Source organism: Pseudomonas sp. DF11 (assembly GCF_058148565.1).
The window spans coordinates 39,131-58,643 of the sequence record NZ_JBYVYN010000001.1; the positions used below are offsets into that span (position 1 = coordinate 39,131).

The 19,513-nt window shown below is 60.5% G+C and carries 20 protein-coding genes; 5 read left to right on the forward strand and 15 right to left on the reverse strand.

All coding sequences use genetic code 11. The features are described 5' to 3' along the window. Positions 1-65 precede the first annotated feature (65 nt). The 3 genes from nhaB to AC30D9_RS00195 all read right to left on the reverse strand — a co-directional run bounded on the left by nhaB (position 66) and on the right by AC30D9_RS00195 (position 3,404). The gene (nhaB, locus tag AC30D9_RS00185) at positions 66-1,568 is read right to left on the reverse strand and encodes a sodium/proton antiporter NhaB (RefSeq protein WP_134924190.1); all 1,503 of its coding nucleotides are present in this window, start codon (positions 1,566-1,568) and stop codon (positions 66-68) included. A 96-nt stretch (positions 1,569-1,664) separates the two neighbouring features. Then, positions 1,665-2,954, reverse strand: a complete 1,290-nt coding sequence (locus tag AC30D9_RS00190; RefSeq protein ID WP_134924191.1) for a hypothetical protein — start codon at positions 2,952-2,954, stop codon at positions 1,665-1,667. Between the two features lie 183 nt (positions 2,955-3,137). Continuing rightward, complete coding sequence (locus tag AC30D9_RS00195; RefSeq protein WP_134924192.1) at positions 3,138-3,404, reverse strand: hypothetical protein; 267 nt, start codon at positions 3,402-3,404, stop codon at positions 3,138-3,140. A gap of 341 nt (positions 3,405-3,745) precedes the next feature. Here AC30D9_RS00195 and AC30D9_RS00200 point away from each other — a divergent pair, with 341 nt between their 5' ends. Then, positions 3,746-5,071, forward strand: a complete 1,326-nt coding sequence (locus AC30D9_RS00200; protein ID WP_134924193.1) for a sigma-54 dependent transcriptional regulator — start codon at positions 3,746-3,748, stop codon at positions 5,069-5,071. A gap of 139 nt (positions 5,072-5,210) precedes the next feature. Here the strand turns inward: AC30D9_RS00200 and fapF are convergent, their stop codons facing one another. The 9 genes from fapF to AC30D9_RS00245 form a co-directional block, all read right to left on the reverse strand. Then, positions 5,211-6,494 (reverse strand): fibril amyloid transporter FapF, encoded by a 1,284-nt coding sequence (fapF, locus tag AC30D9_RS00205; RefSeq protein ID WP_490143148.1) that lies wholly within the window; start codon positions 6,492-6,494, stop codon positions 5,211-5,213. Positions 6,495-6,540: 46 nt separating this feature from the next. After that, complete coding sequence (gene fapE, locus AC30D9_RS00210) at positions 6,541-7,287, reverse strand: fibril amyloid subunit FapE (RefSeq protein WP_490143149.1); 747 nt, start codon at positions 7,285-7,287, stop codon at positions 6,541-6,543. A gap of 58 nt (positions 7,288-7,345) precedes the next feature. Continuing rightward, positions 7,346-8,026 carry a fibril amyloid maturation endopeptidase FapD gene (fapD, locus tag AC30D9_RS00215; RefSeq protein WP_134924196.1) on the reverse strand — a complete coding sequence of 227 codons (681 nt, stop codon included), beginning with the start codon at positions 8,024-8,026 and terminating at the stop codon, positions 7,346-7,348. Positions 8,027-8,118: 92 nt separating this feature from the next. Then, a complete protein-coding gene (gene fapC, locus AC30D9_RS00220) occupies positions 8,119-9,096 on the reverse strand; it encodes an amyloid-like fimbrin subunit FapC (RefSeq protein WP_307572380.1) in 978 nt (325 codons plus the stop codon). A 59-nt stretch (positions 9,097-9,155) separates the two neighbouring features. Beyond that, positions 9,156-9,749 carry a fibril amyloid subunit FapB gene (fapB, locus tag AC30D9_RS00225; protein WP_307572379.1) on the reverse strand — a complete coding sequence of 198 codons (594 nt, stop codon included), beginning with the start codon at positions 9,747-9,749 and terminating at the stop codon, positions 9,156-9,158. A gap of 1 nt (position 9,750) precedes the next feature. After that, entirely contained in the window at positions 9,751-10,197 is a 447-nt protein-coding gene (fapA, locus tag AC30D9_RS00230) for a functional amyloid chaperone FapA (RefSeq protein WP_134924199.1), read from the reverse strand. Between the two features lie 321 nt (positions 10,198-10,518). Beyond that, positions 10,519-11,043, reverse strand: coding sequence for an AAA family ATPase (locus AC30D9_RS00235; protein WP_490143716.1), 525 nt, complete (start codon positions 11,041-11,043; stop codon positions 10,519-10,521). After that, a complete protein-coding gene (gene pnuC / locus AC30D9_RS00240; RefSeq protein ID WP_134924200.1) occupies positions 11,040-11,603 on the reverse strand; it encodes a nicotinamide riboside transporter PnuC in 564 nt (187 codons plus the stop codon). Before pnuC ends, AC30D9_RS00235 begins: the two co-directional genes overlap by 4 nt. A 263-nt stretch (positions 11,604-11,866) precedes the next feature. Beyond that, complete coding sequence (locus AC30D9_RS00245) at positions 11,867-13,501, reverse strand: methyl-accepting chemotaxis protein (RefSeq protein WP_307572377.1); 1,635 nt, start codon at positions 13,499-13,501, stop codon at positions 11,867-11,869. A 273-nt stretch (positions 13,502-13,774) separates the two neighbouring features. On the opposite strand from AC30D9_RS00245, the gene AC30D9_RS00250 reads away from it, so the two are divergent. Beyond that, positions 13,775-14,605: an undecaprenyl-diphosphate phosphatase gene (locus AC30D9_RS00250; protein WP_307572376.1), complete on the forward strand. Its 831-nt coding sequence runs from the start codon at positions 13,775-13,777 to the stop codon at positions 14,603-14,605. Next, the gene (locus AC30D9_RS00255; protein WP_307572375.1) at positions 14,602-15,021 is read left to right on the forward strand and encodes a DUF1294 domain-containing protein; all 420 of its coding nucleotides are present in this window, start codon (positions 14,602-14,604) and stop codon (positions 15,019-15,021) included. The genes AC30D9_RS00250 and AC30D9_RS00255 overlap by 4 nt, the downstream gene beginning before the upstream one ends. A 4-nt stretch (positions 15,022-15,025) precedes the next feature. Here AC30D9_RS00255 and AC30D9_RS00260 read toward each other — a convergent pair whose 3' ends face one another. Together AC30D9_RS00260 and AC30D9_RS00265 are read right to left on the reverse strand one after the other, a co-directional pair. Further along, positions 15,026-15,376 carry an MmcQ/YjbR family DNA-binding protein gene (locus AC30D9_RS00260; protein ID WP_307572374.1) on the reverse strand — a complete coding sequence of 117 codons (351 nt, stop codon included), beginning with the start codon at positions 15,374-15,376 and terminating at the stop codon, positions 15,026-15,028. Continuing rightward, positions 15,373-16,281 (reverse strand): LysR substrate-binding domain-containing protein, encoded by a 909-nt coding sequence (locus AC30D9_RS00265; protein WP_307572373.1) that lies wholly within the window; start codon positions 16,279-16,281, stop codon positions 15,373-15,375. The genes AC30D9_RS00260 and AC30D9_RS00265 overlap by 4 nt, the downstream gene beginning before the upstream one ends. Before the next feature lie 129 nt (positions 16,282-16,410). Between AC30D9_RS00265 and AC30D9_RS00270 the strand changes: the two genes are divergently transcribed. Both AC30D9_RS00270 and AC30D9_RS00275 read left to right on the forward strand, forming a co-directional pair. Further along, the gene (locus tag AC30D9_RS00270; RefSeq protein WP_134924205.1) at positions 16,411-17,019 is read left to right on the forward strand and encodes an FMN-dependent NADH-azoreductase; all 609 of its coding nucleotides are present in this window, start codon (positions 16,411-16,413) and stop codon (positions 17,017-17,019) included. A gap of 184 nt (positions 17,020-17,203) precedes the next feature. After that, positions 17,204-18,241: an alpha/beta hydrolase family protein gene (locus tag AC30D9_RS00275; protein WP_134924206.1), complete on the forward strand. Its 1,038-nt coding sequence runs from the start codon at positions 17,204-17,206 to the stop codon at positions 18,239-18,241. Here the strand turns inward: AC30D9_RS00275 and AC30D9_RS00280 are convergent. After that, on the reverse strand, positions 18,235-19,428 hold the full coding sequence (locus tag AC30D9_RS00280; RefSeq protein ID WP_490143150.1) for an MFS transporter: 1,194 nt from the start codon (positions 19,426-19,428) through the stop codon (positions 18,235-18,237). The two genes, AC30D9_RS00275 and AC30D9_RS00280, sit on opposite strands and share 7 nt — an antisense overlap. Positions 19,429-19,513 lie beyond the last annotated feature (85 nt).

The window sequence follows — 19,513 nt, forward strand, 5'->3', positions numbered from 1 at the left end:
CAGCGGCATCCATGCTGAATATGCCACCGTCATCGCGAGCAGGCTCGCTCCCACATTGGTTTTGGTTACAACCAATAAGTCACCGCATACCAGCCCAGGCCACCCATCACCACGGTGTAGGGCAGGGCCATCCAGACCATCCGTCCATAGGACAGGCGAATCAGTGGTGCGATCGCCGAGGTCAGCAGGAACAGGAAGGCGGCCTGGCCGTTAGGCGTGGCGACGCTGGGCAGGTTGGTGCCGGTGTTGATGGCTACCGCCAGTGTCTCGAACTGTTCACGGCTCATGTGGCCGGAGACGAAGGCCTGCTTCACTTCGGTAATGTAGATGGTCGCCACGAACACGTTGTCGCTGATGGCCGACAGCAGGCCGTTGGCAATGAACAGCATGCCCGGTTGTTGATCGGCGGGCAGGGCGAGCACCCATTGAATCAGCGGGGTGAACAATTGCTGGTCGTGAATGACCGCCACCACCGCAAAGAACACCACCAGCAACGCTGTGAACGGCATGGCGTCCTTGAACGCATTGCCGAGTCGGTGCTCGTCGGTGATCCCCGTGAAGGCGGTAATCAGCACGATGACCATCAAGCCGATCAGGCCGACTTCGGCGATGTGCAACGCCAGGCCGACGATCAGAATCAGGGCGGCGATACCTTGGACGATCAACGCCGCCCGCTGGCGCGCAGTGCGTTCACGATTGTCCTGCTCGGCGTAGTCGGCCAGTACGGTACGCACATTTTCCGGCAGCAGCGTGCCGTAGCCGAACCAGCGCAGCTTTTCCAGCGCCACGCAGGTCGCCAGCCCTGTCACCAGCACTGGCAATGACACCGGCGCGACTTTCAGGAAGAAATCTGCAAAATGCCAGCCCATCTCATGGCCGATCAGCAGGTTCTGCGGTTCGCCCACCAGGGTGCATACGCCGCCCAGGGCGGTGCCTACGGCGCCATGCATCAGCAGGCTGCGCAGGAACGCTCGAAACTGATTGAGATCTTCATGATGGCGCGACGGCAGTTCGTGGTCTTCATCCACGTTGCTGTCCAGGCGTGGATCATTGCCCGAGGCCACACGGTGATACACCGCATAGAAGCCCACGGCCGCACTGATGATCACCGCCGTGACGGTCAGGGCATCGAGGAAGGCTGACAGGAACGCCGAGAGAAAACAGAACATCAAGGCCAGCAGCGCCTTGGAACGCACGCCCAAAAGCAGGCGTGAAAACAGGAACAGCAGCAGATCCTTCATGAAGTAGATTCCGGCCACCATGAACATCAGCAGCAGGATGACCGGGAAATTATGCAGCAACTCGTCGTACAGCGCCTTGGGGGTGGTCATGCCCAGCACCAGGGCTTCGACCAGCAACAGGCCGCCAGGCATCAGCGGGTAGCATTTAAGGGCCATGGCGAGGGTGAAGATAAACTCCACCACCAGCATCCAACCGGCAACGACCGGACCCAGGGTCCACAGCACCACGGCATTGAGGATCAGGAAAGTGATGATGCACGCCTTATACCAGCGTGGGGAGTGCCCCAGAAAGTTGTGCGCGAAAGCCTGAGCCATTGGACCGGACATCGGCTGCTCCTTTTAATTAGAAGCGCGCAACTTGCCGTAAGAGATGGGGAATATCAAGCGTAGGAATAAATACTGCTCCCCCCGCGATAATTCGGTTCAGGCCCAATATCGCGCAACCACCGCTCGATAATGACCGTGGAGCGAATAGCCGCCCACCAGGATTCTGCCGTCAGCCTGCACCGCCAGGGCGGTGGCGGTGTCCAGGCTGTAGCCGAGTCGCGTACGAACCCAGCCTTTGCCCTGGCCGAAATCCGGATCGAGGCTGGCATCCGGCAAGTGCCGGGCAAGTATGAAATCGGCCTCGATACCGCCGATGGTGGCACCTGCGGTCACCAGTTTTCCGTCCGGCTGAAGTTGAGCGGCGGTCCACTGACTGGCATTGCGTCCGATCGCCATGAGCCGGCACTGGCCCTGGTTGCAGTGACGGTCTGGCTTGCCTTCCGGGCGCACTTTCAGGGCCAGGCTATGCATCGGATCGCGGCTGCTGCCGAATACTTGCAGATCACCGTTCGCATCTTGAACGATCTGGCTGACCATTACGCTGTGACCTTGCGCCAGGATTGTCATGAAGCCGTTCTCGCCGAAGCTGTCATCGAGTTTGCCACTGCTGTCATAGCGGGCAATCAAACCATGCTGGGGCAAGTCGATGGCACCGCCGACGACAATATGACCGTCAGCCTGGAGCATCAGGCAGCCGAGCCAGGTATTTTTCAATAAGCGTCGGACCATCACGAAACCGCGACCGTTGAACGAGGTATCCAATGTTCCGTCCGGCAAGAGGCGGATCAGTACGCCGACATGATCGGACAACTGGAAGTGGTGGTTGGCGAGCACAAGGATCCGGCCATCGGCCTGCACTTGCATGTCGCAGGCCTCGAGCCCCGGCACACCGGGCGGCAGCCAGGGATCGCGCAGGCCTTGGGAGAGATTGCCGCAAAGCCGGATGATGTGCCGGCCGCCGTTGCCGAAGCTTTGAACGGCACGACCTTGCTGGTCGAACAGCGCCAGGGCGGGAAGGGTATGGTCGTTGTTTTCGTAATGCAGGCCGGACAGCAGGATCTGCCCGTCGGGCAACTCGATCACTTGGCCTGCGGTTGCTTCGAAGCCGTTTTCAAATGCGCCGATCACGCAGCCGTGGTTACCGAAGTCCGGGTCGGTCAAACCGTCAGGATTGAGTCGCGCCAACCCGAATCGACTGCCGTGGGCTGTCTCGATCCTGGCTGCCACCAGAATTCGTCCGGCGTGGTCGAGGGTCAGCCCGGTGGTCAGGCTCGAGGTGCTGTCTTCGAAATGAATCCAGGCTTTGCCGTTGGCGGCAAAGCCTGAGTCAAGTTGCCCGGCGTGGGCCATGGCCCCGGGGAGCACAAACGCGAACTGATCGAGCATGCCTGCCTCTCCTTGCGTGTCGACCGGCCCGAAAGGGCGATGACTGCATGAGGGCAACATTCAATCCCTGAATGTGACAATGCACAACTGGCATGTTCCACAGATACAGGGGCGATTCGTGCCATAACAATGGCTTTACAAACCAGAGCCAAGCCTGCAATCGATAACAGGCTTTTCCAGCTGTTATTCAGGCATCGACCAGGATTGCAATTTGTAGCCTTCCTGGCTCAGTTCGGCACGGGCCTGTTGCAACAGGTCGGCCAGTTGGACCGGGTCGGTATAGGCACTGCTTGGAATCTGGGTGCGGCCAATATGGGTGTTGGTACGGTCGATGACGGTCAGGCTAAGTTCACCGTTGCCGTCTTGTGGAGCCCAGGCCACGCATTGGAAAGGACGGAATGCGCGGTCGGCAATCAAAAGAGCTTCGTTGATACGGAGCGGGGCGTTCATGGCGTTTTCTCTTAAGTGTGCCCAAACAAATGATGTGCCGTCGGTTGGGCGTACCGTGCGGCTGGTTACTTGTACTGATGTTCCGAACCCGCACGCGGGTCACACATTATTTGAATAAATTTCGATTTTCTTTCAGACCAGGCTTTTGGGCTTTTGTTTGAAAGCGCCATGAAAGAAACAGGCCCGCGACAACTAACGAAACGCTCGCTTATAACCAGTTTGATGCGATCTCGATAATCAATTGATACAAGGGGGCGTCAACTTCTTGCTACTGTTACATGCAGGTTTGCCAAACGACTGTTTCTAATCATATTTCCTTATTTTGGCGCCAAGGATCAGTCATGATCGAAGCCAGTACGTCACGTCGTCTGCTCGTGGTTGATCCCTGCGACGATTGCCATCGCTTGTTGCCAGGTTTGCGCACCATTGGCTGGGATGTGGACAGTTGCTCCCTCGAACACGCTGGCGATCGGACCTGTGACGTCGGTCTTCTGCGGTTGCAGCCCTTTCATCTGGAGCGCCCGGAAGCGGTCAAGGAGTTGATCAGCCGTAGCGGTACCGAATGGATCGCCGTGCTCAACCAGGAAGTGTTGCGCCTGCAAAACGTCGGTGATTTTGTCTGCGAATGGTTTTTCGACTTCCATACCTTGCCGTTCGACGTGTCCAGGGTCCAGGTGACACTGGGCCGGGCGTTTGGCATGGCGCGCCTGCGGGGGCAAGGCTCGATCCACATTGATCAGCCCGAACATGAACTGCTGGGCGATAGCAAGCCGATTCGCGAGCTGCGTAAATTGTTGAGCAAGCTGGCACCGGCCGAGTCGCCGGTGTTGATCCGGGGTGAAAGCGGTACCGGCAAGGAACTGGTGGCGCGCACCCTGCATTGTCAGTCTCACCGGCGTAACAGGCCGTTCATCGCCATCAACTGCGGAGCCATCCCGGAGCACCTGATCCAGTCCGAGTTGTTCGGGCATGAGAAGGGCGCGTTCACTGGCGCTCACCAACGCAAGATCGGACGGATCGAGGCGGCCCACGGCGGCACGTTGTTTCTCGATGAAATTGGCGACTTGCCGTTGGAGTTGCAGGCCAACCTGCTGCGCTTCCTACAGGAAAAACACATTGAGCGAGTCGGTGGCAGCCAGCCGGTTGCGGTCGATGTGCGAGTCTTGGCGGCTACCCATGTGGACCTTGAGGCGGCCATCGAGAACAAGCGATTTCGCGAGGATCTGTATTACCGCTTGAACGTGTTGCAAGTGGTGATGGCGCCGCTGCGCGAACGTCATGGCGACCTGGGGATGCTCGCCAGCCACTTTTCCCATTTCTACAGCCGGGAAACCGGCCGCCGCCCCCGCAGCTTCAGCGAGGACGCATTGGTGGCGATGGGCATGCATGACTGGCCCGGTAATGTGCGGGAACTGGCCAACCGCGTCCGTCGCGGTTTGGTGCTGGCCGAGGGGCGGCAAATCGAGGCCCGGGACCTCGGCCTGGCCAGTCACCAAGGCGTGGCGGCGCCGATGGGCACACTGGAGGACTACAAGACCCGCGCCGAGCGCCAAGCCTTGAGCGATGTGCTCAATCGCCATAGCGACAACCTGAGCGTGGCCGCCAGGGTGCTGGGCGTGTCCCGGCCGACATTCTATCGGTTACTGCACAAACATCAGATCCGCTGACCCAAGCCCTGCACGATTCCTTGTGGGAGCGAGCCTGCTCGCGATAGCGGTGTGTCAGTCACAGTTAAAATGACTGATCTACCGCTATCGCGAGCAGGCTCGCTCCCACAGGGTACGGTGTCAAGACCGTCATCCTGCGCTAGAAGTAATACGGGAATTTCAGGCTGAAGCTGAAATCCGGCGCATCGTCGGTCAGCCCGATGGACAGGTTGGGCACTATGGTCAGGTTGTCGGACGCAGCGACGGTCATGCCGATGTTGAAGTAGCCCGCGTTGGCGTCGCTGGAGACCACCGATTCCCAGTCGCCGCCGTCCTGTTTGAGCTTGCTTTTCTTCTGGATCAGGTCGGAGACCGAGAACGACATGCTCATCTTCTCGTTCAAGGCAAAGGCAATGCCCGCGCCGAGTTGGAAGCTGTCGCCAATCCGCACCTTGCCCGGTACCTTCTGGTTGACCGTGGAACTGATGTCGTCGAACGATTCTTCGAAGTTATGGGTGTAGGAAAGGGTGCCGAATAGCACGGCCGGGTCGAAGGTCTTGACCAGCGAAAGGCCGGGGGTGATCGACCACACGCCATTGCCGGTGGGCAGGTCGTCAGGCACGAACAGGTTGGTGTTGGCCTGGGATTGACGCAGCTTGATGCCGAACGGGTCCTTGCCGGTGGGAGCCTTGACCCGCAGGGTGACCACCGCGTCCGGGTAGTTGATCGACTCATCCATGAACTTGTAGGCGATGCCGAAGTTGACGTCACCGATGGTGGGGTCGCGGGTCACGGTTTCTTCGCTGGTGACGCCGGCCGCGCCGTTGTTCGCGCCGCCTGACTGGTACGTGGATTCGCGGTAGACCACCGGGACGTTGAGGTCGAACTGCCAGCGGTTGTCAAAGTTGTAGCGACCGGTAAGGTCCAGCGTCCAGGTGTCGGCCTTGATCCGGTCGAGGTTGATGTTGCCCAGGAAAATCGAGTCCAGGGCCAGGAAACCATTGAGGATCAATTGCCGCGTGTCGTAGCGCGAATAGGTCACGCCGGTCTCGAAACTGAATCTACCGCCACCGAAGAAGCCGCTGGCCTCATCATAGAGGTTGGAGACGCTCTGGGCCGGCTGGGAATCATCGGCCAGGGATTGTCCGTAGCCGCTGCCGCCGGTCGTTGTCGCGCCACCGCCGGCCACGGTCTGGTTGCCTTTCATGTCGGAGGGGGACTTGGCCAGGCGCTTGGGCGGTGGAGCGGCGGGTTGATCTTCCACTTGGCGAACCCGCTGCTCGAGCACCGCCAGGGCCTTCTGTTGGACCTCGTAGCGTTGCTTGAGCTCGAGAAGCTCCTGTTTCAGGGCCTCTATTTCGGCATCCGGGGCCGCGTGCAACACGGTCGCCGGGAACAACGTGCTTAAACACATCACAGCGCGCAACGATACGGATCGATACATGAAATATGCCGTCCCTAATTGCCCAATGATCGGAAACCAGCGTAGTTCAATAACCGAGGTTACGGAGGCCGCGCAGTTGGGTCAGATTGCAGTCCAGTGCGCCGGCGCTGGCGCCGTTATTGTTCAGCACCACGTTGAGTTGCGTCATGTTGTTGACCAGGTTGCTGCTGCCCAGCAGGCGGGTGTTCTGCAGCAAACCACCTTGGGCCACTTGTTGCAGGGTACTGCCCTGGTTATGGCTGGCCTGGATCGCCATTTGCACGCCATTGCCGGTGGCGGTGACCGCGACACTGCCGGCGGCGTTGCTGCCGCTGATGGTCTGGCCCTTGGTCAGCAGTTGACCCTGGGAAGGCACGAGCGCCGGCGCCTGGTTGCTCTCTTTCACATTGATGTTGACGTTGTTGTAGGCGGTATTGCCGTCGCCAGCGGCGCGTACACTCTGGGTCACGCCCTGGCTCGTGCCAAGGCCGGCGCCACCGGTAATATTGCCGCTACCTTGTTCTGGAACGCTGCCGTTGCCGGTCTGCTTGATGGTGGAGACATAAAACTCGGGTTTGACGGTGGCTGACTGGATTTGCATGGTGCTGGTGGCACCGATCAAGTCGCCGCTGGCGTTGCGCCAGGTACTGCTCATGACGATGCCGAAGCTGATGACTCGGCCGGGCATGACATAACGACCGCGCAGCTCGGCAAGCTCCTGGTCCTTGACTTCGATGGGTTTGAAGCCGGCATGGGCATAGCCCGAGGCAGCCGCGGCCAGGCAGGCCAGCGACAGCCAGTGTGAAGTTCTCATGTGCTGCTCCCGGAGCGTCCTGCTCCTTTTTGTACTTATGTTGGCAGTTGGTCGGCGATTAAAAGAAGTCGCTCTGTATGAAGCCGAAATCCATCAGTTCTGCATCCCTGACCGGGTTGAACCCGTCCAGTTTGTTACGTGCCGTCAATGGTTGTGGAGGGTTGCGCAGTGCATTGGCCTTGTCATAGCCCGGGCCGACGATCGCGAAGACGATGCCGTTCCAACCTTTGACAAAATCATCATGGGCGTAGCGCTTGTGGCCCAGTACCGGGTCGCCGATGTAGACCCATTGCTTGTCGGCCCGCTGCAACACCACGAAGTGCTTGTAGCCGCGTATTTCCATCAGGACCACCACCGGGATCGTCACCGCTTCGAGTTTCTCTGGCGGTATTCGGTAACCTCGGGCACGCATGCCGATGGCTTCCACGTAGCGCTTCATGTCCAGCATGGAAAACCCTTGGGTACGGACCAGGTCCTGGTCGGCATTGACCAGCATGCCTTTGATGACGTGCTCTTCATCGACATCCAGCCAGTAGGCTTGGCGCAGCACCGTGGCCAGCGCGGCGGCACCGCAACTGAAATCGGTTTTCTGCTCGACAATGTCGCTGAACTTACGCTCGCGTACGCTTTGCACCGGTTTGTAGACCAGCATGCCGCCAGGCAGGGCGGCGACTGGTATCTGCGCAGCTTCGGCCACGCAGGCCATGCAGAGCAGCAGGGAAACGGCAGTGACACGCATGATCGATACGCCTGGAGGGAACCCCTGGAAAAAAGCCCCTGTGGGAGCAAAGCTTGCTCCCACAGGGCCACTACTCCCGCAGTGGTACTTTTTTACATGCAAGCCCTGCAGCCGGCAGAGATGGAGAGCGAGTTGCTCTGCTGGTTGCCCACGCCCGACGACACGTTGGCGCCGCCGTTACCGGAGAAGCCGTTCATGGAGTTGGTCATGGTGGCGTTGTTGATCACAGGGTTTTTCCAGCCATCGCGGGTCAGCACTTGCTGAGTGTTGGTACCGGACAGTTCGAAAGTACCCACGGCGGAGAACTTGAACTTGTCGTCATCGTGACCGCCACCATAGCCACCTTTGTTGCCCCAGCCGCCATGGCCGTCATCTTCGACGGTGCCGGTGCCTTTGGCCTTGAAGGTGCCGGAAGCGCTGGAAGTGCTGGTGAGGGTGTCGGTTTTGTAGGTCCGCACGCCTTTGTTGTCGACCACCAGGCCAGTGGAGGACTGATTGGCCTCGGCAGAGGCCTGTGCGACACGGCCACCCGATACGGCGATGGCCAGGTTGTTTTTCTGTTGGTTGAAGTTACCGGCGGTCACGTTGATGCCGATGTTGCCGGAGCCGTTGTTGCCCGCATTGGTGAGTGAGGCGTTGTTGTGGGTCGAGTTGTTTTTTACATAGTTGTTGGTATTGGTTTGCGTGGCGCTCGAGGCGGCGACAGCCGAGCCGAAGATGAAGCTTTCGTCAGCGGTAGCCAGCGCTGCGGCGTTGTCTTGTTGGTTACCGTCGCCGGCGGCGATGTTCGCCCCCATGTTGCCGTTGCTGCCATTGAGGGAGTCGGTGGCTTCGGCGGTGTTTTTAGTACCCTGGTTGAGCACCTGGTTGCCGTCGCTGTTCTGCTCATCCATCACGGTAGCCGTTGCGCCGGCGTTGATGGAAAGCTGTTCTTCCCACGTTGGGCCTTTGGGACCATGGTGGCCATGACCATTGCCGTGCCCGTTATCGTTTCCTCCAGCCTGTGCGGCCATTGCCATGACAGCGGCGAGAGCGAAAACCAATGGTTTGAGTGCCATTGTCGGTTTCATGGTGTTTCTCCTTGCTTGTCGTTGGTTAAGTGTCGGTACTTTCTTATGTAGCCTCCGGGTCAATCAGCGACCCGGATGCTCAGGGTGTTGGCCATGCGGTTTCCCACCCCGGCACTCTGGTTCACCTGGATGACCCCTCGGCTGCCGGTGAAGGCCTGGTCGCTGGTAACGACCTGGCGACTGCCGGTTGGGGCGCCAGTTGCTCCTGAGTTCGGTAGCAACGCCACGTTCTGTTGAGACAGGGCGCTGTCGTCAATGCTCTGCGGATGGGCACTGATGCCCACTCGCATGACATTGGCCATTTGGTTGTTGGCCCCGGCGGACTGGTTGACGCCCAGCACACCGTTGCCGTTGGTAAAGGAATGGCCGCCGATGCTGGCGGTGGCGTTCATGGAAGGGTTGGCCGGCGTGTCGACGCGTTGTTGCACGTGGGTGCTGGCCTGGGCGTGGCTGCCGATGGCGATGGCTCGGGTGTTGGTCTGCTGGGTCTGGTCGCCGGCCGCCTGGTTGACGTTGAAGTTGCCGCTGTAATGGCTGCCGGAATCCTGCAGGTTGGCGCTACTGATCACCGCAACACCCGAATCGGCAAATACAGTGAAAGAGCTGAGCAGGGAAAGCATGAGCAGGGCGAGAAGAAACAGGGCGGGCTTCATGTCACTGGCCTCCCGCCAGCCGCCCCAACGGGGCCAGGCCGGAACTGAGCGAGCGGTTGATGGTGCCGGAGATCGCGCCGCCGCTGCCGCCACCGTGACCGGCACTCATGCCCGGCATGCCGTTGGGGTTGGTCACGACATTCAGGCCTTGCACACCGGTGCTCGGGGTGACGATGTTGCGGATCGACGAGCCGCTGGCAACGCTGGCGAACTCGCCATCGCTCAATTCGGTGCTGGCGGTGGCCTGGTTGATTCGTTCGGAGGGGTTGGCATTGACGGTGATCGGGTAGGGGTCTTTGCCACCATTGCGACCGATTGCGATGGGCTGCACGTCACGGGTGAGCACAATGACGCCATTGCCTTCGGCCTGCGCTGGCAGGCTGAGCGTTGCGCTGGCGGCGCAGCCGATCAACAACAGACAGGTCAAACTTCTTTCGAAAGTCCCCACGGCATCGGTTCCTTCTTCGGTGGGCTGGCCCTGGTCCAGCGTTGCGAAGTGGGGAGAGCAGGTGTTGTGCCGGTTTTTTGAATACCTTTGAATTCAATGACTTGTATTTGTGACCGAGATGCCAGGGAGGGAGCCTGTTTCAGCGCTGAGACAAGGTACATGGTGACCAGTCGGTCACTTACTGTCCCAGGGCTCTGGATCCAGGCTTTTGGGCGGGTGTTTCAAAAGCTTGACAGTCTTGATGACAATCGCGTGAAACGGCTTTGGATCCGGGTTTGGTGCGACGCCGTTGTTTCAGGAATGGAACAGATCACCCCGTGATCAGGCTTCAAGCAGGTGGGCAACGGCTGCGAACACTTGCTGTTGGCGTTGCCCCCAATCGCCGTGAATGACCTGCAAAGGTTGCCGATGTCGGCTCAGCCAGGCTTCGATCGCTTCAAAAAACGCCCGCCGTTCTTCCAGCTCGGGTTGGCAACGTAAACCGTCGCCGGTCCATTCCACCTGTTCGGGGTGGAGCAGCAGGTGCAAGTCGTAATGGCGGGCCAGCAGGGCCGGCTCGAGCCAGTCCGGACAGTCGCCGAACAGGGTCTGGCTCCAGAGGATGTTGCTCAACAGGTGAGTATCGAGGATCAACAGCGCCGGCCGATGGGCACGAGCTTCATCTTCCCAGGCCAGTTGGCCGGCGGCGATGTCGGTGATGTCAGCCAGGCACGTATCGCGCTGGGTCTGTTCCATGAAGTGGCGCACGTATTCATCCACCCGCAGGCCACCAAAGTGTTCCTGCAATTGCGCCGCCAGCCAGCTCTTGCCGCTGGATTCCGGGCCGGTCAGCACCACCACCTTCATGCGCGCAAGGCCGGGTCGGCGCGCCATTCCCGCCAGCCTTGCACGGCCAGCAGGGTGAACAGGGCGTAGAGGGCGGCGGTCAGGTGCAAGCCCTTGTAGATGAACAGGCCGACGAAAATCACATCCAGGGCGATCCACAATGGCCAGCATTGCACGCGTTTTTGCGCCATCCACCATTGGGCCACGAGGCTGAAACCGGTGAGCGCGGCATCGAGCCAGGGCTGGGCGGCATCGGTCCAATGAGCCATGGCGGCCCCCAACAACAGGCTGCCTGCCGCGCCGATAGCCAGGCCGCGCAATACCGACGGCCCACCGAGGCGGGTGACCTGGCGTCCATCATGATTGTGCCCGGCACGAGTCCATTGCCACCAACCGTAGAGTTGCAGCACCGCGTAGACAACCTGCAGCAGCATGTCCGAGTACAACTTCACCTCGAAGAAAATCCAGCTGTACAGCAACACCATGACCAGGCCGATCGGCCAGCACCAGGGGTTCTGCTTGACGGTCAACCAGACAGCGATCACGCCGAGGGCTGCGGCAAACAGTTCAAGCCCGGACATGGCGGTTCCTTGGGGAAATGGGAGAGGGCGGGGATTGTAAACGTTATGGCGTGGGCAGCTCCAATATCAATGCGGGATGTGCCGCCGCATCGCGAGTAGGCTCGCTCTCACAAAGGTATTTGCGGTGGACACCCAGCCTGGGACCGACACAAAACCAATGTGGGAGCGGGTTTGCTCGCGAAAGCGGTGGGTCAGCTTGCTCAATGTTGGATGTGCCAACGTCTTCGCGAGCAAGCCCGCCACACAGGGTTATTCATCAAGCCCTAGACACGGAACTGTGTGAGCAACCCGTTCAACTGTTCACTCAGCGCCTTGAGGCGCGTACTCGCCAGGCTCGACTGTTCAGCTGCCATAGCCGTGCTGTGGGACAGTCCGGCGGCCTGGGTGACGTTCTGGTTGATGTCTTCCACCACATGGGCCTGTTGCAGGGTGGCGCTGGCGATGGAGGCGTTCAGGCTGTTGAGGTTGCGCAAGGCCTGGCCGATGGCGTTGAGGCTGGCCCCGGCCAGGCCGGCCTGTTCGATAGTCAGTTGCGAGGCACGGCTGCTGTCGCTGATGACTTTCACCGCGGCTTCGGAATGGGTTTGCAGGCGCTCGATCATCGCCTGGATCTCTGCGGTGGACTTCTGCGTACGCTGGGCCAGCAGCCGCACTTCATCGGCGACCACCGCAAAGCCCCGGCCTTGTTCGCCGGCGCGGGCAGCTTCGATGGCGGCGTTGAGGGCCAACAGGTTGGTCTGCTCGGCGATGGAGCGGATCACCTCCAGCACGCTGCCAATCTGGGTGCTTTCGCTCGCCAGGGTGCGAATCACTTCCACCGCCTGGTCGATGGTCTGGGACAGGCGATCGATCTGCTGCAAGCTGCCATCGATGTTGACCTGGCCTTGCTGGGCCTGGGATTCGGCGTCACGCATTTCACTGGCCGCGTGCTCGGCGTTCTTCGCCACGTCCTGCACGCCATAGGTCACTTCATTGATCGCGGTAGCCACCAGTTCCATTTGTTGCGACTGCTGCTGGCTGCGTTCCTGGGCCTGGGCGGCGTCGTTGCCCAACTCGTTGGAGGATTGCCCCAGCGCACTGGCCGAGGCTTGCAGTTGGGTCACCACTTGCCGCAACTTGGCGGTAAAGGCGTTGAAATGCCGCGCCAGTTGGGTGACTTCGTCCTGGCCGTGAGTGTCGAGGGTGCGGGTCAGGTCGCTCTCGCCACTGGCGATGTTGGCCATGGCGTTGACCGTTTCCTGCAGCGGGCCGACGATGCTGCGCACGATCAGGGTCAGCAGCAGGCCCATGAGCAGGGTGATGACCAGGCCGACCACAGAGGCCTTGATCACCTGGGACTGGAACTCGGCCTGGACGTCATCGATGTACACGCCCGAACCGATGACCCACCCCCAGGGCTCGAACAATTGGACGTAGGAAGTCTTGCCCACCGGGGCCTCGGCGCCCGGCTTCGGCCAGAGGTAATTGATCATGCCGGCGCCCTTGGACTTGGCGATGGCGACCATCTCGTTGAACAGCGCATAACCGTTCGGGTCGCGAATGGCCGAGAGGTTCTGGCCTTCGAGCTTCGGGTTGGTCGGGTGCATGACCATGACCGGTGTCAGGTCGTTGATCCAGAAATAATCACTCTGGTTATAGCGCAGGCCACGCACGGCGCTGAGGGCCTGCTTTTGCGCGGCATCGCGAGTCAGGGTGCCAGCGGTTTCCAGGCCATGGTAGTAGCTCAGCACGCCACTGGCGGTCTGTACCACGTGCTGGGTTTTCTGCACTTTGGCTTGGTAGAGGTCGGTGTGGATCTGTTTAAGCATCAAGGCGCCCAGCGTGAACAACATCACGATGGCCACTACCAGGATGAGCCACAAGCGTCGGCTGATCGACACACTGCGCAAGCTATTCATACGCTGTCACTCCGGTTTCTTATTCTTGTCATTAACGACGGCCGGCACTTTAGCGCCCGGCGGCTATACGTAATTGACCTGGGTCATAACGCGGCAGCGTTATCAGGGCTTGTCTGATAGGATTTCGGCCCCGCAGCGCAAAACCTGAGCCTGTTCTGATTTTTCATTGGTTTTTTTTGAAAGGTCACAGTTATCGTGCACCCGCTGCGAGCACTCGCTTGACACTTGAATATTGATAAGACCTGCATGAACAGCGTCTTTTTTGGGGGATGAATGGATTTGTGGACCGCCTTTTCGGCACTGATTCTTGGCGTAGTAGAGGGTTTGACGGAATTTCTGCCGATTTCCAGCACGGGACACCAGATCATTGTCGCCGACTTGCTTGAGTTCGGTGGCGAACGTTCGATGGCGTTCAACATTATCATCCAGCTCGGCGCGATCCTGGCGGTGGTCTGGGAATTCCGACGCAAGATCTTCGACGTGGTACTGGGCCTGCCGACGCAACCCAGTGCCCGCCGGTTCACCGCCAACCTGCTGATCGCCTTCCTGCCCGCCGTGGTCCTGGGTGTGCTGCTCGCCGACTGGATCCACCACTACCTGTTCAACCCGATCACAGTAGCTGCGGCGCTGGTCGTGGGCGGTCTGGTGATGCTCTGGGCCGAGAAGCGCCAGCACCAGGTGCACGCCGAAACAGTGGACGAGATTTCCTGGAAGGACGCACTGAAGGTCGGCCTGGCCCAATGCATTGCAATGATCCCGGGCACTTCCCGTTCCGGAGCGACCATCATCGGTGGCCTGCTGTTCGGGCTGTCGCGTAAGACCGCTACCGAGTTTTCGTTTTTCCTGGCGATGCCGACCATGGTCGGCGCGGCGGTCTACTCGGGCTACAAATACCGCGAGCTGTTCGTTCCGGCGGATTTTCCAGTGTTCGCGATTGGGTTCGTCACGGCGTTCATTTTCGCCATGATTGCGGTCAAGGGCCTGCTGCGGTTCATCGCCAGTCACAGCTACGCCGTGTTCGCCTGGTATCGAATCGCCTTCGGCCTGTTGATCCTGGCCACCTGGCAGTTCGGCTGGGTGGATTGGAGCGCTGCCAAGCCATGAATGACTCAGGCGGCCGCAAACGTACCGGGCGCAATGCCGACGGCGCCGTGCAGCACCTGCGGCTCAAACTGATGGTGTTTGCGCTGCTCTGTGCCTTGCCGCTGTTCGGTTCGCTGCTGTTCGGGCTGCGGGCGGTGTCGTGGGTGCCAATGGCAGCCTATGGCGTCGTCAGCGTGGTGGCGTTCCTGCTGTACTGGAGCGATAAGCGCAAGGCGCGCGCCGACGCCTGGCGCACGCCAGAGAATGTGTTGCATGCAGTGGAACTGGCTGGCGGTTGGCCTGGAGCCTTGCTGGCCCAGCAGCTGTTTCGCCACAAGACCCGCAAGGTGTCGTTCCAGGTGGTGTTCTGGTTCATCGTGCTGTTGCACCAGGTGTTCTGGATCGACCAGTTGTTCCTGGGCAGCTATCTGTTCTGAATGGCTAGAGCAACAGACCTGCCTGCGTGCGCTTGGGCAATTTACTCACCACCAATTGGTGTGAGCGTTGCAGCAAGCCACGCAGCTCTTTGGCACCCAGCGGGTAGGGCACTTGCATGATGACCCACTGGGCCCGCGCCAGGTAAGGCGCGGGGTGAATGCCCGGCCGGTCGCAATGACCCAGGAACAGATCCTTGTCGACCTTGAACGCCAACGAGTCGCCCCGCAGCCCCTGCAGGGCGAACATTTTGTTCCCGGCAATGGAAAACACCCGCACGCCGCCCCATTTGTAGTCCTCCCGGGCGCCGGGCAGGCCCAGGCAAAACTGCGCGACATCCTCTTCGCTCAAACTCATAGCGTTCTATCTCCACAGCCCTCGAAGGCTTCCACCAAATGGTCGATCCATGCACGCACCGCTGGCAGCATGCCGCGTCGATGCGGGTAGACCGCCTGGAGCCAGCCATCGGGCAACGACCATCCAGGCAGCAATTGCACCAGTGTGCCGTCAAGCAATTCCTGCTCGCAATACATGCTCGGCAATAACGTGAAGCCCAGGCCGGCGAGGGTGCAGGCGCGACGCACAATGAAGTCGTCAATGCCCAGGCGCGCCTCCAGGCTCAGCTCCACACGCTGCCCATCGGCGCTGACCAGGCGCAGGTGCACCTGGCGATCGGCTTCCAATGCCCCCAGTACCGGCAACTGTTTGAGATCATCCGGCGATTCGATCCGCCGCCCTTCGACAAAGGCCGGGCTGGCAACCAGCATCAGCCGCGCCTGGCGCAGACGCCGGGTCATCAGCAGCGGGTCTTCGTCTCCCAGGTCACGCACGCGCAATGCCACGTCGATGCCTTCGCTGACCAGGTCCACCCGTCGGTTGAGCAGGGTCATATCCAGTTGTACCAAGGGGTATTTCGTCAGGAAGGTTTCGATCACCACCGGCAGAAACTGGTGGGCCAGTCCTACCGGACTCGATACTCGCAAGCGGCCACGGGGTTCGCTGGACATGCTCGCCACCGCTTCGTCGGCCATCTCGGCCTCCAGCATCATGGCCTGGCAATGGCGCAGATAACGTTCGCCGACCGCGGTCAACTTCAACTGGCGGGTGGTGCGTTGCAGCAACCGCGCGCCCAGACGCTCTTCCAGCTCGGCGATACGCCGCGACAATCGCGACTTGGGAATGCCCAGCAGTCGTCCGGCCGCTGCGAAACCGCCGGCTTCGACGACTTTGGCGAAGTAATACAAGTCATTGAGGTCTTGCATGTCTAGCTCGATTGTCCTGTCAGTAGGACAAACTATCGCATTTATGCTGACTTATCGAACATTGGCTTGATCTATAGGATTGTCTCCAATTGATCGCCTGGTTGCGGTCCTCACTTGGAGAGCACTCACATGAAACTGCTGCACATCGATTCGAGCATTCTGGGCGACAACTCTGCTTCCCGCCAATTGAGCCGTGAAGTGGTTGAAGCCTGGAAAGCTGCCGAGCCAGGCATCACCGTCACCTACCGTGACCTGGCCGCCGACGCCATTAGCCATTTTTCCGCCCAAACGCTGGTCGCTGCCGGCACCAGTGCCGAATTGCGCGACGCCGCACTCAAGTACGAAGCCGACCTTAGCGCCGAGACGATGGCAGAATTCCAGGCGGCGGATGCGCTGGTCATCGCCGCGCCCATGTACAACTTCAGCATTCCGACCCAGCTCAAGGCCTGGATCGACCGCATTGCCGTGGCCGGCCAGACGTTCCGCTACACCGAGGCCGGCTTCGAAGGCCTGTGCGGTGGCAAGAAGCTGGTGATTGTTTCCACCGCTGGCGGCTTGCACGCTGGCCAGCCAAGTGGCGCAGGCCACGAAGATTACCTGAAAGTGATGTTCGGTTTCCTTGGCATCACCGACATCGAATTCGTTCGTGCAGAAGGGCTGGCCAAGGGCGACGAGATGCGCAATAAGGGCATGAGCGAAGCCCAGGCGCAGATCGGTGAACAGTTCGCCGCTGCGTAAAACCTGCGTAAAAGCAGCAAGCTCTTCGGGCAACCTTGGTAAAACCCTGTATTCTCGTCGTCATTGGATGGTCGGGATGCAGGGTTTTTCTGCATTCGGCGCAGGGCTTCATGGCGCAGGTTATGCACGGCCAGGATTGCGAGCGACGGGGCCTTCCCGTGCGCTGGTGAAGGTGGAAGATTCGATGACACGTTTTGGTGCAGCGCTGCTGCTTTGCTTGTTAGCCAGTCTCGGTTCAGTGCAGGCCGCACCGGGACCGCATCCGCATTGGAGCGCCGGCTTCCATGAGCTGAGCTTTCTCGATCCGCTGGATCAACAGCCGATGCACGCCTTCGCCTTTTATCCGTCCACCGACCGGGAACAGTCCAGTCTGCTGGGTGGCTACCAGATCGATGCCGCGCCAGATGCCCAGATCGCCATCGGCCGCTTTCCGCTGCTGATGCTGTCCCATGGCAATACCGGTACGCCGTTGGCCCTGCATGACCTGGCCACTTCCCTGGCGCGCCAGGGGTTCGTGGTGGTGGCGGTGATTCATCCCGGCGACAACGCCCAGGACCACAGCCGGCTCGGGACCCTGAGCAACCTGTATGGCCGGCCGATCCAGATTTCCGAAGCCATTACCGCAACGTTGAACGACCCGATGCTCTCGCCGTTCGTCAACGCCGGGCAGGTCGGGGTGATCGGCTATTCGGCCGGTGGCGAGACGGCGCTGATCCTGTCCGGCGCGACGCCGGATCTCAATCGCCTGCGTCGCTACTGCCAGGAGCGACCGGATGACCGTGACGCCTGTAACACCCAGGGCGAGTTGATTGCCGATCGCGACGACCTGTACCCGGTGGCCGACCCCAGGGTCCGGGCATTGTTGCTCATGGCGCCGTTGAGCCTGAAGTTCGGCCGTCACACCCTGGCCGATGTCCATGTGCCGGTGCTGTTGTACAGCGGCGACGGCGACAAGCTGGTGGCTTTCGATAAAAACGCCGCCGCCTTGGCCCGCAAGCTGCCCACCGCACCGGATTTTAAGACCTTGGCCGGAGCGGGGCATTTTGTCTTCCTGGCCCCGTGTACCGACGAACAGATCGCTGCGATGCCGGCGTTGTGCACCGACGCTGACGGTGTCGACCGCAAGGACATCCACCGCACCATGATTTCCGAGGCCAGCCGCTTCTTCGGCGAGGCCTTGGGCAAGCCGACCCGGGCGGGGATGAGGACGGCCGATCAATAATGGGCGTTTGTCGCTCGGCGACGCAGCAGCAAGGTCAGCCCCAGGCCGCTGACCGACAGCAACGCGGCGCAGAAGAAGATCGACGAATAACCCAGGTTCAATGCCACCGCGCCCATCAGCGGACCGGCAATCGCCAGCGCCAGGTCAAAGAACACCGCGTAGGCGCTCAAGCCCGCGCCACGACTGGTGTTCGGCACCTGTTTGATGGCCTCCACCCCGAGCGCCGGATACACCAGCGACAGCCCGAAGCCAGCCAGCCCGGCACCGACCAGGGCGAACGCGGTGGACGGCGCCAGCCACAGCAATACCAGCCCCAGGGTTTCGATGCTCATGCAGGCAATGGCCGAGTTGAAGCCACCGAAGCGAGCGATGCTGGAAATGAACAATAACCGCGCCAGGATGAAGCAGACACCAAAGACCGTCAGGCACCAGGCCGCGCCGGTCCAGCCGCGACTGATATAAAACAGTGTGATGAACGTCGTGAGCGTACCGTAGCCGATCGACGCCAGGCTCAGGCCCGCCCCATACGGCGCAATGCGCCCAAACACCGCCCAGAATGGCAAACGCTCGCCACGAATGACCGGCACCGACGGTTTATTGCGAATCATCAACAGCGCAGCGCCCGCCAGCAACGACAACGCAATGCCCAGGCTGGCGAACCCCAGTCCACCGACCATCACCACTCCCAGCGGAGCACCGATGGCAATGGCCCCGTACGAGGCGATGCCGTTCCAGGAAATCGAGCGGGCCGTGTGCTCCACACCCACCTGGCCCATGCACCAACTGATGGTGCCCACGCCGATCAGCCCTTGGGCCACGCCGAGCAGCAAGCGGCCGGCAATCAGAATCAGCAGGCTGGGCAGGGGAAAACCTTGCAACAAGGTCGAGAACAGCGTCAGCACGCCGCTGAGCACAATCCCCGACAGCCCGTAGACGATTGCTCGCTTGGTACCGATGCTGTCCGACAACCGCCCGGCCATGGGACGACTGAGCAGGGTAGCCAGATACTGTGAACCGATGGTCAGCCCGGCCACCACTGCGCTGAAACCCAACTGTTCGTGGACATACCCCGGCAGTACGGCAATGGGCAGGCCGATGCAGAGAAAGGCGATGAAGGTGTAGAAAACGATGGAGACGATCTGCAGGGTGATCGACAGGGAACTGGGGGCAGGTGAGGGCGTGGGCATGGGGCTCGTTCGCGGGCGGCGGTAAGAGAGTCCCATCATGGCGTGAGGTGGGGATAAAAGAAAGCAGGCTAACTAAATGTGTTGG

What these genes read in the sequence shown, in the direction of transcription:
- nhaB (WP_134924190.1), bottom strand. Translation starts at nt 1,568, where the DNA reads ATGTCCGGTCCAATGGCTCAGGCTTTCGCGCACAACTTTCTGGGGCAC.
- AC30D9_RS00190 (WP_134924191.1), bottom strand. Translation starts at nt 2,954, where the DNA reads ATGCTCGATCAGTTCGCGTTTGTGCTCCCCGGGGCCATGGCCCACGCC.
- AC30D9_RS00195 (WP_134924192.1), bottom strand. Translation starts at nt 3,404, where the DNA reads ATGAACGCCCCGCTCCGTATCAACGAAGCTCTTTTGATTGCCGACCGC.
- AC30D9_RS00200 (WP_134924193.1), top strand. Translation starts at nt 3,746, where the DNA reads ATGATCGAAGCCAGTACGTCACGTCGTCTGCTCGTGGTTGATCCCTGC.
- fapF (WP_490143148.1), bottom strand. Translation starts at nt 6,494, where the DNA reads ATGTATCGATCCGTATCGTTGCGCGCTGTGATGTGTTTAAGCACGTTG.
- fapE (WP_490143149.1), bottom strand. Translation starts at nt 7,287, where the DNA reads ATGAGAACTTCACACTGGCTGTCGCTGGCCTGCCTGGCCGCGGCTGCC.
- fapD (WP_134924196.1), bottom strand. Translation starts at nt 8,026, where the DNA reads ATGCGTGTCACTGCCGTTTCCCTGCTGCTCTGCATGGCCTGCGTGGCC.
- fapC (WP_307572380.1), bottom strand. Translation starts at nt 9,096, where the DNA reads ATGAAACCGACAATGGCACTCAAACCATTGGTTTTCGCTCTCGCCGCT.
- fapB (WP_307572379.1), bottom strand. Translation starts at nt 9,749, where the DNA reads ATGAAGCCCGCCCTGTTTCTTCTCGCCCTGCTCATGCTTTCCCTGCTC.
- AC30D9_RS00235 (WP_490143716.1), bottom strand. Translation starts at nt 11,043, where the DNA reads ATGAAGGTGGTGGTGCTGACCGGCCCGGAATCCAGCGGCAAGAGCTGG.
- pnuC (WP_134924200.1), bottom strand. Translation starts at nt 11,603, where the DNA reads ATGTCCGGGCTTGAACTGTTTGCCGCAGCCCTCGGCGTGATCGCTGTC.
- AC30D9_RS00245 (WP_307572377.1), bottom strand. Translation starts at nt 13,501, where the DNA reads ATGAATAGCTTGCGCAGTGTGTCGATCAGCCGACGCTTGTGGCTCATC.
- AC30D9_RS00250 (WP_307572376.1), top strand. Translation starts at nt 13,775, where the DNA reads ATGGATTTGTGGACCGCCTTTTCGGCACTGATTCTTGGCGTAGTAGAG.
- AC30D9_RS00255 (WP_307572375.1), top strand. Translation starts at nt 14,602, where the DNA reads ATGAATGACTCAGGCGGCCGCAAACGTACCGGGCGCAATGCCGACGGC.
- AC30D9_RS00260 (WP_307572374.1), bottom strand. Translation starts at nt 15,376, where the DNA reads ATGAGTTTGAGCGAAGAGGATGTCGCGCAGTTTTGCCTGGGCCTGCCC.
- AC30D9_RS00265 (WP_307572373.1), bottom strand. Translation starts at nt 16,281, where the DNA reads ATGCAAGACCTCAATGACTTGTATTACTTCGCCAAAGTCGTCGAAGCC.
- AC30D9_RS00270 (WP_134924205.1), top strand. Translation starts at nt 16,411, where the DNA reads ATGAAACTGCTGCACATCGATTCGAGCATTCTGGGCGACAACTCTGCT.
- AC30D9_RS00275 (WP_134924206.1), top strand. Translation starts at nt 17,204, where the DNA reads ATGACACGTTTTGGTGCAGCGCTGCTGCTTTGCTTGTTAGCCAGTCTC.
- AC30D9_RS00280 (WP_490143150.1), bottom strand. Translation starts at nt 19,428, where the DNA reads ATGCCCACGCCCTCACCTGCCCCCAGTTCCCTGTCGATCACCCTGCAG.